The 16,499-nt window shown below is 36.4% G+C and carries 15 protein-coding genes, 4 pseudogenes and 1 other annotated feature; of the genes and pseudogenes, 5 read left to right on the top strand and 14 right to left on the bottom strand.

Going from position 1 to position 16,499, the window contains the following annotated elements:
• On the bottom strand, positions 1-2,394 hold the full coding sequence (locus HUK62_RS12580) for a hypothetical protein (RefSeq protein ID WP_176538027.1): 2,394 nt from the start codon (positions 2,392-2,394) through the stop codon (positions 1-3).
• 14 nt (positions 2,395-2,408) lie between these two features.
• Entirely contained in the window at positions 2,409-2,630 is a 222-nt protein-coding gene (locus HUK62_RS12585) for a DUF6471 domain-containing protein (protein WP_176538028.1), read from the bottom strand.
• A gap of 120 nt (positions 2,631-2,750) precedes the next feature.
• Here HUK62_RS12585 and HUK62_RS12590 point away from each other — a divergent pair, with 120 nt between their 5' ends.
• Positions 2,751-3,776 (top strand): IS1595 family transposase, encoded by a 1,026-nt coding sequence (locus HUK62_RS12590; RefSeq protein ID WP_228723690.1) that lies wholly within the window; start codon positions 2,751-2,753, stop codon positions 3,774-3,776.
• On the opposite strand, the gene HUK62_RS12595 is transcribed toward HUK62_RS12590, so the two are convergent.
• Together HUK62_RS12595 and HUK62_RS12600 are read right to left on the bottom strand one after the other, a co-directional pair.
• Positions 3,773-4,198: a hypothetical protein gene (locus HUK62_RS12595; protein WP_002121608.1), complete on the bottom strand. Its 426-nt coding sequence runs from the start codon at positions 4,196-4,198 to the stop codon at positions 3,773-3,775. The two genes, HUK62_RS12590 and HUK62_RS12595, sit on opposite strands and share 4 nt — an antisense overlap.
• A gap of 112 nt (positions 4,199-4,310) precedes the next feature.
• Positions 4,311-5,060: a hypothetical protein gene (locus tag HUK62_RS12600; RefSeq protein ID WP_176538029.1), complete on the bottom strand. Its 750-nt coding sequence runs from the start codon at positions 5,058-5,060 to the stop codon at positions 4,311-4,313.
• A 194-nt stretch (positions 5,061-5,254) separates the two neighbouring features.
• Here HUK62_RS12600 and HUK62_RS12605 point away from each other — a divergent pair, with 194 nt between their 5' ends.
• The 3 genes and pseudogenes from HUK62_RS12605 to HUK62_RS12615 all read left to right on the top strand — a co-directional run bounded on the left by HUK62_RS12605 (position 5,255) and on the right by HUK62_RS12615 (position 7,753).
• A complete protein-coding gene (locus HUK62_RS12605) occupies positions 5,255-5,914 on the top strand; it encodes an IS1595-like element ISAba36 family transposase (protein ID WP_176538030.1) in 660 nt (219 codons plus the stop codon).
• Between the two features lie 348 nt (positions 5,915-6,262).
• Positions 6,263-6,939 (top strand): annotated as a pseudogene (locus tag HUK62_RS12610) (IS3 family transposase); the annotation flags it as partial.
• Positions 6,538-6,654 (top strand) — a sequence feature (AL1L pseudoknot). (Overlaps the previous pseudogene by 117 nt.)
• Before the next feature lie 86 nt (positions 6,940-7,025).
• Positions 7,026-7,753: pseudogene (locus HUK62_RS12615) on the top strand (IS5 family transposase).
• Positions 7,754-7,775: 22 nt separating this feature from the next.
• On the opposite strand, the gene istB reads toward HUK62_RS12615, so the two are convergent.
• Both istB and istA read right to left on the bottom strand, forming a co-directional pair.
• On the bottom strand, positions 7,776-8,549 hold the full coding sequence (istB, locus tag HUK62_RS12620) for an IS21-like element ISAba8 family helper ATPase IstB (protein WP_176538031.1): 774 nt from the start codon (positions 8,547-8,549) through the stop codon (positions 7,776-7,778).
• A complete protein-coding gene (gene istA / locus HUK62_RS12625; RefSeq protein WP_176538032.1) occupies positions 8,549-9,568 on the bottom strand; it encodes an IS21-like element ISAba8 family transposase in 1,020 nt (339 codons plus the stop codon). Before istA ends, istB begins: the two co-directional genes overlap by 1 nt.
• A gap of 142 nt (positions 9,569-9,710) precedes the next feature.
• Between istA and HUK62_RS12630 the strand changes: the two are divergent.
• Positions 9,711-10,256, top strand: a pseudogene (locus HUK62_RS12630) (IS3 family transposase); the annotation flags it as partial.
• Here the strand turns inward: HUK62_RS12630 and HUK62_RS12635 are convergent.
• From HUK62_RS12635 to HUK62_RS12670, 8 genes and pseudogenes are all read right to left on the bottom strand, one after another.
• Entirely contained in the window at positions 10,239-10,520 is a 282-nt protein-coding gene (locus HUK62_RS12635) for a hypothetical protein (RefSeq protein ID WP_176538033.1), read from the bottom strand. The pseudogene HUK62_RS12630 and the gene HUK62_RS12635 sit on opposite strands and share 18 nt — an antisense overlap.
• A gap of 71 nt (positions 10,521-10,591) precedes the next feature.
• Positions 10,592-10,963 (bottom strand): hypothetical protein, encoded by a 372-nt coding sequence (locus tag HUK62_RS12640; RefSeq protein WP_176538034.1) that lies wholly within the window; start codon positions 10,961-10,963, stop codon positions 10,592-10,594.
• A 227-nt stretch (positions 10,964-11,190) separates the two neighbouring features.
• Positions 11,191-11,427, bottom strand: a pseudogene (locus HUK62_RS12645) (IS1595 family transposase); the annotation flags it as partial.
• Positions 11,428-11,664: 237 nt separating this feature from the next.
• A complete protein-coding gene (locus HUK62_RS12650; protein WP_176538035.1) occupies positions 11,665-12,024 on the bottom strand; it encodes a hypothetical protein in 360 nt (119 codons plus the stop codon).
• A gap of 22 nt (positions 12,025-12,046) precedes the next feature.
• A complete protein-coding gene (locus HUK62_RS12655) occupies positions 12,047-12,580 on the bottom strand; it encodes a hypothetical protein (RefSeq protein ID WP_176538036.1) in 534 nt (177 codons plus the stop codon).
• Between the two features lie 35 nt (positions 12,581-12,615).
• Positions 12,616-13,887: an SGNH/GDSL hydrolase family protein gene (locus HUK62_RS12660; protein ID WP_176538037.1), complete on the bottom strand. Its 1,272-nt coding sequence runs from the start codon at positions 13,885-13,887 to the stop codon at positions 12,616-12,618.
• Positions 13,888-13,912: 25 nt separating this feature from the next.
• Positions 13,913-14,992: a DUF459 domain-containing protein gene (locus tag HUK62_RS12665; RefSeq protein WP_176538038.1), complete on the bottom strand. Its 1,080-nt coding sequence runs from the start codon at positions 14,990-14,992 to the stop codon at positions 13,913-13,915.
• On the bottom strand, positions 14,979-16,478 hold the full coding sequence (locus HUK62_RS12670) for an MBOAT family protein (RefSeq protein ID WP_176538039.1): 1,500 nt from the start codon (positions 16,476-16,478) through the stop codon (positions 14,979-14,981). The genes HUK62_RS12665 and HUK62_RS12670 overlap by 14 nt, the downstream gene beginning before the upstream one ends.
• Positions 16,479-16,499: the final 21 nt, after the last annotated feature.

Raw genomic sequence — 16,499 nt, forward strand, 5'->3', positions numbered from 1 at the left:
TTATTCTAAAAATTGATATGTTTCAATATTTACTTTAATTTTTTCAGTTAAAGATATGTATGCTTGATTGAAATAATCGAAATCTGTAGGAATTTCACGCATTTTTAAAGCATTTCTAACTTGATACCAACCAACATCAGGGCGATTAATCTGTAATTGATTTCTAACACTAAAGCTATCAGTTTCCTTGAAGTATATTTGATAAAGCAAACGAGCGTGATTCAGAACAGATTTTGCAGCATCGCTTAAATAATCTTCGTGTTCCACTAAAAATTCATTCATGAAATTACTTTCAAAACGACCAGTTGCATTAACCTCATCTTCACTAAACGGCATGAAGTGATTTACCACGTTCCATACTTCTCCATTCCACTCTAATCCATTTATGGCGGTTGTGTAGTTACTGCTATGGAATAACATATATACCAAACAATCTAATGAAAACTCTTGTGTTGGTTCTTCAATAGGTTGTAAGAATTGGCTTCGATCATTAATCCAAGTTGCTTTCGTTGTCTGTCTAACAGCAAAGGTGATAGATGCTTTTAGTAAGTTATCTTTTGTGAGATAAACACCATGACCCTTATTGGAGATAGACGAAACGACAAATGTGTATTTATTGGCATTCTGAACATCATTACCCTGTAAAACCATATAGCCAATTGATTCATCACACCCTGTAGTAAGGCTGAAATTTTTATCTGCAACAGCGATTGCATTTTTCATTGGAATTGCGGGCTTTCTATTGGTTCTAGGGCGATCAATCCATTTATTTAAATACGCTCGACCATTATCCCCATAAGGGAAAGTATGACACCCCAAAGGCTCAAGTTTTTTACTAAAAACATCAAATTCCAATTGCTTATATTGTGGGATAGTGTCCCCTAACTGCCAAACAGACAATGAAATTGGGAAATCTCCTTTAAGTGAATCAAATGCCTTGCTGTGAACTATAAAGCCACATTTAAAGTCAGCAGTCCATTTGCTACGGAAGATTTCAAAAGATTGAGCATTCAAATATTTAATTTTACTAAATAGAGCTAAGGTTGTATCTTTAGGCAGCTCTTTCAAGATTCTAACCATAAACTGAGCGAATAATTCATTTTTAGATTTTCCGTATTCTCCCATTAGGTATTCTGATACCTTTGTTCGTGACACACCTTCTTTATTTTGACCACTCCCTGTAACAGTATTTCCGCTTGTTGCTTCAACATAAGGGGGGTTGATTAGAACTAATAGTTTTTTACGGCTATTGCCTTGTAGAATATCTCTTAATTCTTTAGGCATTTTGTTGGTTAGGTTGTAATTAAAATTACCGTCTTCATCAATATCATCATTCAGGTAGTCGTATTGAAATTTAAATGAAGCGGTATAGGCACGGCTTGCTTCGATAATACTTAGATCATCAGCATCAAGCGTACTCATAAATAAATTACGGTGGTTGCCGTGTTTTGATTCTAAGTTTCCGACACCACAACACATATCCCACACAAAGTAATCTTTTTGCCAATTTTTCCCCAATGTTTGCACTAAATAATCATAAGCCTTATCTACAACAGCTAAAGGTGTGTAGTAAGCACCTTTATAATTACGCTCATCTACAGGAATTAAACTATCTCTACGCTCTAATAGGTAGTCTTGAAACTCAAGAATAGGTGGACGATTATATAAAGACCAAAACTGCATATACCCTTTTTGAGAAGCAAGTCTTACAACTTTCTTACCCTTAATTTCAAACATTGGCTCATTATTTGAAAAGAAAACTTCTGCTGCTAATTTCTTTTGAGATTTATTACCATCATTCATTAAATCTGCATAGAATAGCAAAACCCATTCTTCCTTTTGACAGTCAATGAGTTCCGCTCCGATTAATTCACACCATTGATCGAAAGCTTTTTTTAGATTGCTTGGTGTAATATTTAGTCGAACAATCCCACCATTTTTAATACCTTGTTTAGTCGCTTGATAAAATTCATCCTCTGAATCTTTTATAGCGAACTGAACAAAGTTAGTCCCTATGTAGGATGAAACACGCTCCACTAATTCATTGGTAATCTTGCTTGCACTTACGCCCCATTTAAAGTCTTTGTCTTTGAGCAAGGGTTCAATTTTTCGTGTTTCCATGATTGCAGCTTTTTCGCTATCAGCAACACATAACAAGACAGGAATTACCTCACCATGCTTAAAATCTTTTTTGTACGCTGATGCTACATAGTGAAGTAGTTGGGTGAACATATAGTAAATAGAGTGGGGTTTATGTTTTGTTTCAAACCATATCTCTTTTGTCTGAATATCAACAAGATTTCTACTCACGCCTTTAAGTTGTAATTTTTTAATATAGGCATCTTTAACATCTTCTTCGCTACGGCAACTTTGTAGTACATCATATAAGCTCATAGGATAATGACCTTTTAATAAATTTTAATTTCTTTACAATCAATCGCTTTAAGTATTTGAAGCATAAATATTGCCCCAAACGTACCACGATTGATCTTGTTGCTAATGTTTTGTGGTGTTTCTGATATACCCATTGCTTCAAGCTTTTTGGATAGATCAATCAGGCTTATATTTTTTCGGGCAATTTCTGCCTTAATTAAGCCTTTGGCATAGTCTTTCCATTCATCGTCACTCACGGTTTGACCTCATAAAAGATAAACGACATAGCATGTCGCTATAATATTTTAAATCATTATATTTGATGATTAAAACTATTACAATATATTAAGCATATCTTGTTTGTGATGGGTGATTTTATGAAAAAAGAATCTAAGCAACATTTCCTACTATCAGCAAAGGCTCGTACTTTATCTGTATATGAAATTATGCAAATCACCCATGAACAAGCTTTCTTATTGTTCAAAGAAATGCGGTGGGGAAAAGAACAACCCACATGCCCTCATTGTGACACCCAAGATCATCACTATTTCATACGTGGACGCAAGCAATGGCGTTGTAAGTGCTGTAATCACACGTTCAGCGTAACATCAGGTACGATCTTTGCCTTTCATAAGTTGCCACTCAAAATCTATTTAGCTGCTATTGCCATTTACTCTAACGCTGTAAAAGGCTTATCTGCTTTGCAGTTAGGTCGGGATTTAGGTGTTCAGTATAAGACTGCTTTTGTATTGGCACATAAAATCCGTGAAAGCCTTATAGATCAGCGTGACGATGAATTACTATCAGGTGATGTTCACATGGATGGTGCGTATGTAAATGGCTATGTACGCCCTAAAAACTACAAGGATGACCGTGTAGATCGGCGCAAGGCTGAATATCAAAATCCAAATAAACGGTGCATTGTGGTACTACGCCAAAAAGCAATGAACAGTAATCTACAAGGTGCTGATAAAACCAAAACTTATGTAGTTTATAGTGAAAACCAAAAAGACATTAATCATCTTGCCAATCAGCATATCAAACACGGCTCAACAATCCATGCAGATGAAAGTACCGCATACGATACACTAAATGCTCGTTTCACGACTAAGCGTGTCAATCATCAATATGAATACCGTTCTAAAGATGGTGTGACCAATAATCTTGCTGAAAGCTATTTTAGTCGGTTCAGACGTATGCAGTTAGGGCAGATGCACAAGTTTGGTGTGATGTACCTTGCCAACTATGCCAATGAAGCTGCTTATCGTGAAGATACTCGTAGATGGTCGAATGGTGAAATCTTTACTGATATTTTAATGAAATGCGCTCAAACTCGAACACATAAAGATTGGTGTGGCTATTGGCAGGGCAATAAGCGTAAATCAGAGCGTTTAGTCTGCTAATCCGCTATGCCCCACAAATGAGGACGATGATTGCTATGGGCTATAATAATACCTTTATCTCTTAATCGGTTCAGCACTTTGATGAAGCTAGGTGAAATATCATTGCCTACAGATGAATCTATGCCTTTAATGTCCAAAACTTTCATCATTAAATCTTTGTAGTTCATTGGCTCTTTTGCTTCACGCAAGCAAGTTAAGACTAATGACTGTAGTTCACCTCTTCCAAAATAAGGGTTTCTTTGATTTGTACGCTTAGATTTAACGCTTCTTAGATCAAATTCAGGTGAAAATAACTTAATAGTGTGATCTACATGCAGTAGCATTTCAGAGATACGTTGAATTTCTTTTTGATGTGCTTCAATTTGACCAAGCAATTCCGCACGTTTTTTAGTTAATCCTGATACGATATGTGATTCAGCCATAATCCCTTTCCTTATGTGTAAAGGAATTATTTTAAATGGCGAATCACTCTATTTATTGTGCGGTTGCTACATAATAGCGGAATCTTTAAGATTCTAATCTTTGATTCTTAATCTAATCACAATATTCTTTTTTGAAATTCTCGTAAGATATTTGTTTTCTTTGTTCTGGAGTTTTTGCTTTTAGCAAGCTGAGGAACTTTTCTTCTAATCGTGGTGTAGATTTAATTTTATGTGATGCCCAACTGTAATTAGCAGTACCTATATCATAGATACTGTTTACTTTTACATCTGGCTTGTATTCATATTCGTAGCTTATGAATACATTATAGAATCCCTTACATAGTCTATCATTCTCTTTTGAAACTAAATTTCTATTCATAGATGTTGAGAAGTCATATAAGCTCCCATTTTTATATTCATAATTATATTTTTTCCCAGTTTTTGGACTTGGACTTGATGCTATTTTTATACCTGAACTCAGCTCCGAGATCGTAATATCTAATGACTCTTTAAATTTAATAGTTTCAGATTTAATTAATTTTGATACATCGTTAAACTCATATATAACATAATGGCTTTCTGGACTACTCATGCCAAACCATGCACCACATGTACTTGTTACAACATAAGTAGTTTGCTGTTGTTTATATACCTTTTCTAAGATTTCACATTGTGGATCGATCTCACTAATAAAACCAGCATTGCTATTACTGTTCTCAATAGAAAATGGATACTGTTTTATATATAACTCACTGTATTTATTTGTGATTTTATATAATTCAATATTTTCTGGATAGCCTTCATTATTCTTTATAAGTTTGAATGGCTTAACTTCAACAGCATGAACAACACTACCTGTCATTATGAGAATATTCAGTAGAAATATTTTAGAAAAAGGACCTTGCACTTTAATACCTTATAAGTTTAAATTTTAAAGCAATTTTAGCTACTAATTTAAATTAATACAGTAGACCTCTTGCGAAAGTATCGTTTTACCTAATTTTTGAATTGGCTAAAATCTTAGGGGCTGTAGTAGATTAGCAGAAGTGCTACTCTATGAAAATGAAGATAAATCGTTGTAAATTAGATAAAAATACCCAAAGAAAGCTTGTCGAGTTCTTTGTTGCTGAGGTAACAGCTAGAACTGCGGCCAATTTGCTGGATATTCAGCCTAATACTGCCGCACTATTTTATAGAAAAATACGTGAAATAATCATGTACCACCTTAACCAAACTGCCGATGATATTTTTGAGGGAGAGGTTAAGTTAGATGAAAGCTACTTTGGTGGCACTCGTAAGGGAAAGCGTGGGCGTGGTGCTGGTGGAAAAGTGGCTGTATTTGGTATACTAAAGCGCGGTGGTATGGTTTATGTCAAGGTTGTCCCTGATACCAAGTCTGATACATTAATGCCTGTTATTACACGTAAAGTAGCGCCTGATAGTGTGGTTTATACTGATAGCTATCGAAGCTACAATGTGCTTGATGTTAATTGTTTTTATCATGAGCGAATTAACCATTCTAAAGATTTTGCAAAAGGTCGAAATCATATTAATGGAGTAGAAAATTTCTGGAATCAAGCTAAACGCATCCTAAGGAAGTACAATGGGATTGACCGAAATGCCTTTCCATTGTTTATTAAAGAATGTGAGTTTAGATTTAACTATGGGAGTCCAAAACAACAGCTCGAAATACTGTTGGATTGGACGGGTATTTGACCTTATCTACTACAGCCCCGCGTGTAACCAAGTATTTTTAAAACTGTATTTACACAGAATTATTTACACCCTCCATCCAATGAACGGATTCAACACGCCAATTACAAGATGGATTTAGAGATCGCTAAATTGAAACGATCTCTATGAATCACACATATTAGTTCCTTTTACATACATTCTTTTGGATTGATTTTGCTGTATGTTGTCTTGCCATTTTTAGCAGTAATATAAACATCACAGCCTTTATAGATACGAGGAATGTCTGGATCACCGTATAGCAGTGTAACTTTGTAAACAATGAACCGTACCGGGTTTGTCGGAGAGTCAATATTCTGAGAGACTACCCCGATGACAAAATTAAAATATACCCCTGAAATCAGAGAAAGAGCGGTTCAATTATTGATTGAATCTGAAAAAGATTATCCTTCTACTTGGGCTGCAATCACAGCAATTGCGCCTAAGATTGGTTGTACTCCTGAAACACTTCGTGCCTGGCATCAAAAGCATTTAGATCAGCAAAATCCTATTAAAGTACAACAGATATCTGATCAAGAAAAAATGAGGCAAATGGAACGTGAAATTAAAGAATTAAAGCGTGCCAATGAAATTCTACGTAAAGCAGCCGCTTTTTTCGCCCAGGCGGAGCTCGACCGCCCACACAAATAATGGTGGATTTTATCCATAACAATAAAGATCGATATGGTGTTGAAGCGATTTGTAGAATTTTACCGATTGCAGCTTCAACCTATTACCGGACTTTAGATCTCGCTGACAATCCAGAACATCGAGCGAAACGAGATCTACATGATGAGCATCATGCTGAACAAATTAAACGAATTTGGAAGGAAAGTTCAGGTCGGTATGGTGTACGTAAAGTCTGGCAACAACTGAAACGTGAAGGCTATATTATTGCGCGCTGTACTGTTGCTCGATTAATGCAAAAGCTAGGTATACAAGGTGTTTGGCGTGGTAAGAACAAAAAAACCACCCGTAGCCGAGATGACCAAAAACGGGCAGATGATTTAGGGCTTGTTGAGAATTAACAAAGGCTACTGATTAATTTATAATAGTACTAGATAGATACATACTTACTGATGCCCAATGGGCAAAAATGGAACCTTTTTGCCTAGGTAAAGTGACCGATCGAGGTCGTAGTGGAAAAGATAATCGATTATTTTTAGAAGCAGTCCTATGGATTGCCCGTACAGGCAGTCCATGGCGTGATCTACCTCCTCATTTTGGTAAATGGAATACCGTCTTTAAAAGATACCGTGATTGGGTGAAAGCTGGTGTATTTGAAAATATTTTTGCATCTGTAAATGAAGATGTTGATTTGGAATACGCCATGATTGATGGAACGATTGTTAAAGTTCATCGACATGGGCAAGGTGCAAAAGGGGGACTTTCAAACAGTCTATAGGTAAATCTCGAGGTGGAATGACCTGTAAAATTCTTGCCTTAGTGGATAGTCTAGGCAACCTTATTAAATTTCGATTAATGCCTGGTCAATATCACGATTTAGTAGAAACCAAACCTTTAATTGAAGATGTTGATTTTCAAGCATTACTGGCTGATAAAGCATTTGATGCAGATTGGCTCATCCAAGAACTCAATGAACGTAAAGTGAAAGTGGTGATCCCACCTAAATCTAATCGAAAAGTAATGAGAGCATTTGATACGATTATGTATAAATGGCGTCATCTCATTGAAAACTATTTCTGTAAGTTAAAAGAATTTAAACGTATAGCGATGCGTAGTTGTAAAACAGATACGAGTTTTGAAGCCATTGTCAACGGCATTCTAAAATTGACCCCTTTTACCTTACAAATGGCAAAGTAAAATTGACCCCTTTGATCTCGTATTAAGTTTCAACCTGGGGCTGAATCCCAATTCTTTTTTTATCCCTCAAACGATAACTCTCACCCGATATTTGTACTACATGACAGTGATGTAATAGCCGATCTAACATCGCAGCGGTCAACGTAACATCATCCGCAAATGACTTAGACCATTGGCTAAAGGGTAAGTTACTCGTCAATATCGTACTGCCTTTTTCATAACGCTTGGCAATCACGTTAAAGAACAGATTCGCTTCTTCACGTCCAAACGGTAAATAACCAATTTCATCGATAATCAGTAATTTTGGGGCGAGTATCACCCGTTGCATATAGGTTTTCAATTTACCTTGCTGATAGGCTGTACTGAGTTGCAGCATGAGATCGGCGGCGGTAATAAACTTGGTTTTGACATTGTTCATGATGGCCTTATAGCCTAATGCCATAGATAAATGCGTTTTTCCTACTCCGCTAGCCCCGAGAAACACCACATTTTCTGCTCTAGCAATAAAGCTCAGATTGAACAGTTCAATCACCTGTGATTTAGGGGCTCCTAGGGCATAATTAAAATCATAGTCTTCCAGGGTTTTGACTTGAGGCAGGCCTGAGAGTTTCATCAGGACCTGCTGACTGCGCTGTTGCCTGGCAGCATATTCATGCGTCAAGATCGCTTCAACAAAGTCGGCATAACTTCCATCTTGACCTAATGTTTGTTGTGCATGATGAGACCATTGTGAGGCAATTGTATGCAGACTGAGCTTTTGGCAAAGCTGCTCTATACGTTCGTATTGCAGATTCATCAGGAAACTCCCAGCAACTGATCATATACCGATAAGGGATGCTGCAAACTCTCGTAGGGCATGACATGATCTGCTGCTGCAACAGGTACAGTGCTAGAACCTGTATCTGATTGCGGTAATGGCGTAAATTTTTGCTGCTCCTGTTGCAGTCGAACAGCCGGTTTTTCTTGCGTGGTGGCATGAATCCGCTGATTGGCGGTTTCATGCAGCCACCGGCCAATGTGGGCATTGGCGACATCAACATCTAACAGTAAACCCGAAGTCTTCAGGCTTGCTTTCAATGGCACAATAAAGCTTGATTTGAGGTATCCATTAAAGCGTTCAACTTTGCCTTTGGTCTGTGCACGGTAGGGCTTACATACGCGAGGACGAAAGCTGTATTTCTTGGCGCAGTCGAGCAGTTTGGGATTCCATTTATGCTGCCCCTCCTGATAGGCATCCCGTTCAATCATGATCGTTTTAGCGTTATCAAACAGGATTTCCTGAGGTACTCCTGCAAAGAACTGAAATGCATTTTCCAGACCATCGATCCATGCATCGGTACGTTCATGATCATAAAATTTCACGAAAGTCGCTCTGGAATACCCTAATGTTGCGACAAAGGCTTTTAAAGTCGTGTTGTTACGTCGAATTGTGGTGAAATCCACCTGCATTTGTTGGCCAGGTTGGGTTTCAAAACGAATGATCGGTTCCGGTTGAGCAACTGGTTTTAATGTTGCAAGATATTCCCTCAAGATCCTGATCTTTCCTGGATATCCCAACCCTAAAATTTCCTGGTAGAGCACAACAGCAGGAATCCATTCAGGATGAGCTGCGTTTACACGTTGGAGTAAATAGGGTTTATATGGGTCAAGGATACTTATTCTAGGCTGTATACGCTGATACTGAGGTGTGGTGTTTTGCCGTAAATATTTACGTACGGTATTTCTGGACACCCCCAGTTCACGACTAATGGCTTTAATAGATTTACCTTGCTGATGAAGTATTTGGATTGTCACTGCTTGCTCCAAAGTTAACATGTTGAGCAGTCCAAAATGACCGCTATATTAACCAAGGGGGTCAGTTTTTAAATGCCATTAGGGGGTCATTTTTACACTGCCGCTAACACCATGATTCAATTGTGCGCGAGTTTAATTAACTCTCGGTAATTCTCAACAGACCCTAGTGAAACGTAATTTTAATGCTGATCATCCAAACCAACTATGGGTGGGTGACTTTACGTATATTCAAACTCATTCAGGCTGGGTCTATACCGCCTTTATTATTGATGTGTTCTCACGAGCAATTGTTGGATGGAAAGTATCTACACGGATGAATACAGATATGGTACTCGATGCACTTGAGCAAGCATTGCACGATCGAGGCATGCCAAAGAATGTGATTCATCATTCCGATAGAGGTGTTCAATATCTTTCCATTCGCTATACCAATCGTTTAGAAGCAGCAAATTTACGAGCATCAGTCGGTACAACGGGTGACTCATACGATAATGCTTTGGCTGAAACGGTGAATGGCTTATACAAAACAGAGGTGATTGAATATTTAAAAGCAGATTGGCAAGGTTTAGCGGATGTACAACTTGCGACACTAAACTGGGTGGATTGGTTCAATAAAGAACGTGTACATAGTGCGCTAGATTATGTATCACCTTTTGATTTTGAAGCAATGTACTATGATAAAATTAACCAGTTAGGTCAGGTGGCCTAACTTAAATAAAAAGTCTCCGACAAACCCGGTACGGTTCACAACTAAATTATCTTTAAATACTATATCTTCCAAGCTATCATATCCAACAATTGAGTAGGTTTCATCATCTACAGGATCATAATAGGTCTGGTAAATTTCAAATACAGTATCTATAGATGAATCTGTCACTGCTGCAAATGTTGCTTCCATTGCTTCTTGCTGAGCATCTGCCAATACAACAGGTGTAATCATTATCAAGCAAAGTGATAGTAATAGTTTCTTCATTCGAACTTCCATAGACTATAAATAGAAAAATGATTTATATAAACATAATGTACTGTTTTATAAAATATTAATTAAAATTCATTAATTTGGCACCATCTGAAGTCAATGGAGTCTGGATAGTCAATATCTCCAGTTGGATAGTCATAATTTAGACTTGTTTTACAGTCAATCGTTTGTGTCTCTGGATCATCTATATCTTTTAATCGTAAAGTAATGAAGTAGTTATGAGATGGCCCCTCATCTAAATTATATTTAAAATCATGATAATTAATTACTCTATGACGATATTGCTTACCATCATCAGCTTCTACCCAAAATATATGTCCTTTAATAGTAGACTGAATTGCTTTCTTTCCCACATTTATTGTTTGAGGTGAGTCTGAGTTGTTAGCATAAGCTAATGTTGAAGAAAGTAATAATAAGCTTATTAATGTCTTTTTCATTCTATAAGTTGCTGTATTGTTTGTGATAATTCAGTATAACATTCTGTTGTTGAGCCGTTAAATGCTATTTTTGGCTTATAGTGAAATTCTTGCATTTCAGTTTTGAATGCTACTTCCAGATCATAGACTACTTCTGCTGTTCCAGGTAGTTCAAGCAGGATCTCCTGCTTGTATCTTAAGAGAAGATTCTACTTTTAGATCCTTTTATTTTTAGGGGGGATTACCATACCACGTTGTCTTTTTGCTCCAAAATAGCTCTCATCAACTTCAATAGAACCTACAAACTTTGCTCTTAAATCTGTTTGATGATCGTAGATTGCTTCTCTAAAAAGCATGTACCAATAGTTGATGGTATTACGGTTCAAGTTAAGCAATAAGGCTGTTTTAGAAGCAGGAATATCAATGCAAAAGCACTGAATAATTTCTTTAATCTTATAGTGACTTAATTTACTGTTTTCTATCATGATTCTAGACTAACATATCTATTCTGCTAGTCTAGAGCCTCGACAATTATTAAACAGTAATATACAACAAATGGCATGAGGATTTGTCGTATAAACATATAATACACTGATTTTACAAAGTTTTACTCTACATTATCATTAATCAAAACCTTTAAAATAATATAGTTATGAAATCTTTACGCAACAAAGCCAGAAAAACCACATCTATAGATTCCAACATCAATACACGTTATTCACTTACCATGCACAAACTTTAAAATCACTTCCAACCCAACAAGCTTTCTGTTTAGTAGATCGTATTGCATGCCCCCAACGAGAGTTATTTGCGCCTTTCAGTGAGCCGCTAACTTCAGCCACACCAGGCTCAACGATATATACACCGATATCCATAATGTTGCGAACAAGAGGTTTATTCTTATTTAAGTTGGTTAGGTAAAATGAACCTCCTTCACTCGGATTAAAACTGCATTTTCCTTTAAATATAGTTTTACCCTGTTCATCAATCTGACATGTTACTATTTTAGGTGCTGCCATTGAATTTGTACTCAGGCTTAATACCCCAAAACTAACAAGTAAAGCTGCTATCGTTTTTTTCATTTTTTAAATCGCTTTATTTCATTTATTGATAATTACAATATTTTTGTTCACCAAATGGTTCATCATCCCCTAAACTGATAGCGGATACCTTTTGGTTTTTTAATTGCTTAGTGTTTACATCTCCACCCCAAGCATTAAAAATTAGATTGATTGAACCTTCGGGACCACTTCTCACCACATAATCAGCAATCATGCCCTCTCCCCACCCTTCATGGTAACAACCATATTTTAATTTTTTCTCAATCGTATTAAGGCTTTCTTTATTTAAGAAAATTTTTACACCATCTGTAGACAAGTAATCCGTAGCAACTTTTCCGCTTAAGGTTGCATTACTTAAACCGTATTGGTCAAAAGTAGCTACTAATCGATTGCCATTTTTCAGTTTCCAAATTGAGAAACCTTGTTCTTTCTGTGGCATACCCAATTTCTTTTTTAGAGTGCTTAAAGAATCTCCTACTGTAACTTTTACTCCATTTGCAAAAATGAAATCCTCTGCAAATACTCCAGTTGTTATTGTAAGTAAACTTACCAATAAAATAGATTTTGATACTTTCATCCGAACCTTCTTTTCTAACTATATTAATTCAATTGTTAAAAGCTTATACTTTTACACTCTGTGTTTTCCTCCAAACAAATACTCGCATATCCCGTATTTGTTGAAGGTTTATACTGCTGTGAAGATTTCGCTACATTAACTTCTGTATTCGTAGGAGTGTTATAACTTTGTTGTAATCCTACAAAAGACAGCAGATCCTCTGCCAATGCTTGTCCTAATTTTTGATAACCTGCCTCTGAAAAATGAACCCCATCTTTTCGACCTAAACCTTGATTAATCCAAGATTTCATCGAACATTCCCCCCCCATGGCTTGTTGCCAATTCCAATACAAAGTATGCTTTTGCTGTGCAACTTGGTACTGCACATTTTGAATCGCAGTTAATTTAATTGGTCTTATCCCACATTGACCCGCGATATTTTTTAAGCTTTCTGGTGCTGAAACAATCATAATGGCAGTATCAGGACTCGCTACACGAATCTGATCAACTTTCGAAATTAATAAATTTTTATACTTATCAACATCAATATTGTCGTTAAATGCTTCGTTTGTTCCATAAGCAATAATAATCAATTCAGGCGAGATGCTCTTTAAATTTTGCTGCCACCCCTCGTTCCAGCGATTCCAATATGATAATTCTGCTCCATTAATTCCTAATGCTGAAACAACAGCACCCCCACCATTTTGATTTTTTGCCCACCATCCCCCAATTGCTGATTGCTCTGCATTTGAAGCAGTGATGGTAAATGGTAGCTGTGCCACAAACTCGACTGTTTGCCAGGTATTGTTTTTGATTGGGGCTTCAATCTCAAATTGATGCCCTTGTGCATCTCGGCCCAAAAACTTACCATCCGTTGCAGCCTGCCTTAAATTTACTTTGATTTTTTGCGGAAGTTCACTTTGTTTTGATTTAATGGTTAAAGTTGCTCCATTAAACTTAGGGGTAGCGATTAAGCCCCCCAAGGTATAATTTTGATCTCGTTGCTGACGGCTCGAGATTGGCTCCCAACCATTGTTATCGTACCCATAACGGACTAAACGCTGCCCAGAAAAATACATAGGCATTCCCCAACCCATTCCACCGTTTCCTAACCGGTTTTGTAATTGAGCCCTTAACGTACCTGTCATTACATCAGCCGCTGTATGGGAATCACCGAATTGAACAATATGAACAGATTTATTTTTAAAAGCAGTCATTAATTGGTTGGTATTAGGATCATTAAAATTGGTCAAATTACTAGCATAAACTGGTGATCCGATCGTTAAAATGCAAAATACACCTAAATAAACTGACTTTTTAATCAACATAGACTTAACCTGTATTTTATTGAGTTTAATGAATAATTTTTAGATGGCTTGAAATAACTTGTGCAATCAGTTTCTGACCATCTGTTGAAAAATGGATTCCATCAGCACTACGCATTTTAATAGAATTTCCATTTTTAGTAACATATTCATTGTAAATATCGTTTTTTCCACCGAGTAATGGTCTGGTATCAATAAAAAATGCCTGATGCTTTTTCACTTCATCACTAATGACTCGATTTAAATATACCATCTGCTGATTCAACGAATCTTTTTTCATGTTTGGTGGACTCAACCACATCACACTAATTCGATTTTCTTTGGCTGTTTGAATAATTTGAGAAATGCGAGAACGATAGACAGTCTCCCATTCAGGCGATTGAAATTTAAGGTAACTTCCACCTTTAGGGTTTGGCATATCCCAAGGATCATTCGCTCCTAAAAACACGACTAAAACTTTAATTTGCTTATTTGCAGAAATAGTATCTTGAATTGTTTTAGGCCAATCGAAGAAGCTAGGGTACGACAAGCCTGTACTCTGTTTACTTAAATTAATGGTTTTAATATCAAATTTTTCTTGCAAATGCTTTTGCACGTGCGGTGCAACTCCCTGCATTAATGAGTCACCTGCAAAGAAAACTTGGTCAGTTTTGGTCAAGGTAAATTGGTCAAGTAAAGCTTGATGTGCCTTTGCTTGTTCTTCTTTCACTAATCTAATTTTTTCTTGTTTCTCAAGTTGTAGTAAGTATTGGCGATATTCTGGTGTATAAGCATAATGCTCATTGTATCGACTTATGATGACTGTATTCAATTGACCAATCATGGCTTTATCCAAGCCATGTTTCGTATATAGAAGATTGCCAATCTGCCCACCGAATGTCCATACTTCAAATTTATCTAACTTAGTTAAAGGACTTTCTCTATGGTAAGTCTGCTGAAAATAGGCATTGACTGAATTTTGCATAATCCAAATTGATAAAAATGCAAAAAAAACCAGGGTAACCAGAATAAAAATATAACTCTGAACATGATCATCAGCTGGACTAAATTCCTGAGCATTAATTTCATATTCAAGCTCTAGCAGTTTTGACTCATTAGAAATTTGCATATATAAATCCAGGAATTCCAGAGGGTGCACAAATGATAATAGTGATGAAAATAGCGAAGAGCGGTACTAGCAATGCATATCTTGGGATCTTTCGTTGATATGAACTTAAATTACTTAATGCCCGATAAACAAATGGGTAAATCACCCAGGCTATCGTTAATAAAGTAAGTAAATATAATGGGTTACTAGTCCACTGGACATTAATATAATTACTCAATAAGGCTCTAAATACTTGCAATGCCTCTTCGAAGGTTTTGGCTCTAAAAAAAACAAAGCAAAAACTAACAAAGGTGATTGTTAAAAATACGCTCGTGGTTTTACCTATCCAACTTGATTTTGCAAAAGCATCACGTGCATGTTTTATGTCTACTTTAAAGACCTTTTGATAGATTTTATCTGAGATATTAAGCAGTACTAATGCTAAGCCGTGTAACAATCCCCAGATAAAAAAATTCCATCCTGAACCATGCCATATACCTGATAACACCATTGCAATCACTAGATTTAATTGGGTTAGTGTGAAACCACCCCGGCTTCCCCCTAGCGGGATATAAATATGGTCTCGGATCCAGGTAGACAAACTGATATGCCATTTATCCCAAAAATCACGGATGTTGTGGGCAAGTAACGGAGCTCTAAAGTTTACAGGTAATCTAAAACCCAACAGCAGGCCAAAAGCGATCATCATTTCACTGTAGCCGGAGAAATCGAGAAATAGCTGCAAGGTATAACCATAAATTGCAGCCAATATTTCCAAGCTATGATATTGCATTGGATTAGCGAATACAGGATTTACCCATTGATCCGCAAGCCAACCTGCGATCCACCATTTTTTTATTAACGCTAAAACCAGAAGTATTAAAGCCAAGCTCGGTAATAAAATTTTACGGGGCTGATTCGTCGTTATCTGTGTACTCATTCCACAAGACTGGCCACTAATATCGGTCAACCCCTTTGCATTCTGAGCACGAGCGATAGGGCCGGCTGTTATAGTTACAAAGAATGAAAAATGCATTAAAAGTTGAATTAAATTAAATCTAGGGCAATCTATTTCATTCCTATAACGACTAACCAAATAACTAATCGCTTGGAATGAGTAATAGGAAATGCCTAAAGGTAAAATTAAATTTGCTGCCAATCCTGAATTGTCTAAATTAAGTTTATCTAAAGATTCAGAAACTATCGGTTTAAAAAAATCGTAATATTTAAAGACACTTAGCTGAATTAAGGTTATTACAATTCCAAAAATTAATAATTTTTTCTTAAGTAAAACATATCGATCCATTAATATCGATATTAAATAAACTATCAAACTAAAGATAAATAAAATAGTGATAGCTAACCCACCAGCCATCAAATAAACCAGCAAATAACTTGTAATAACTAGAATCAGATTCTGAATTTGAGGCTTATTCCTAAATACCCAATAAATACCAAAAAATAGAATGAACGACAATGCGAATTCTATAGATAAAAAAGAAAACATTTTTTATTCAGTTACATAAAA

The organism is Acinetobacter sp. NEB 394 (assembly GCF_013374795.1).
Classification (GTDB): domain Bacteria; phylum Pseudomonadota; class Gammaproteobacteria; order Pseudomonadales; family Moraxellaceae; genus Acinetobacter; species Acinetobacter johnsonii.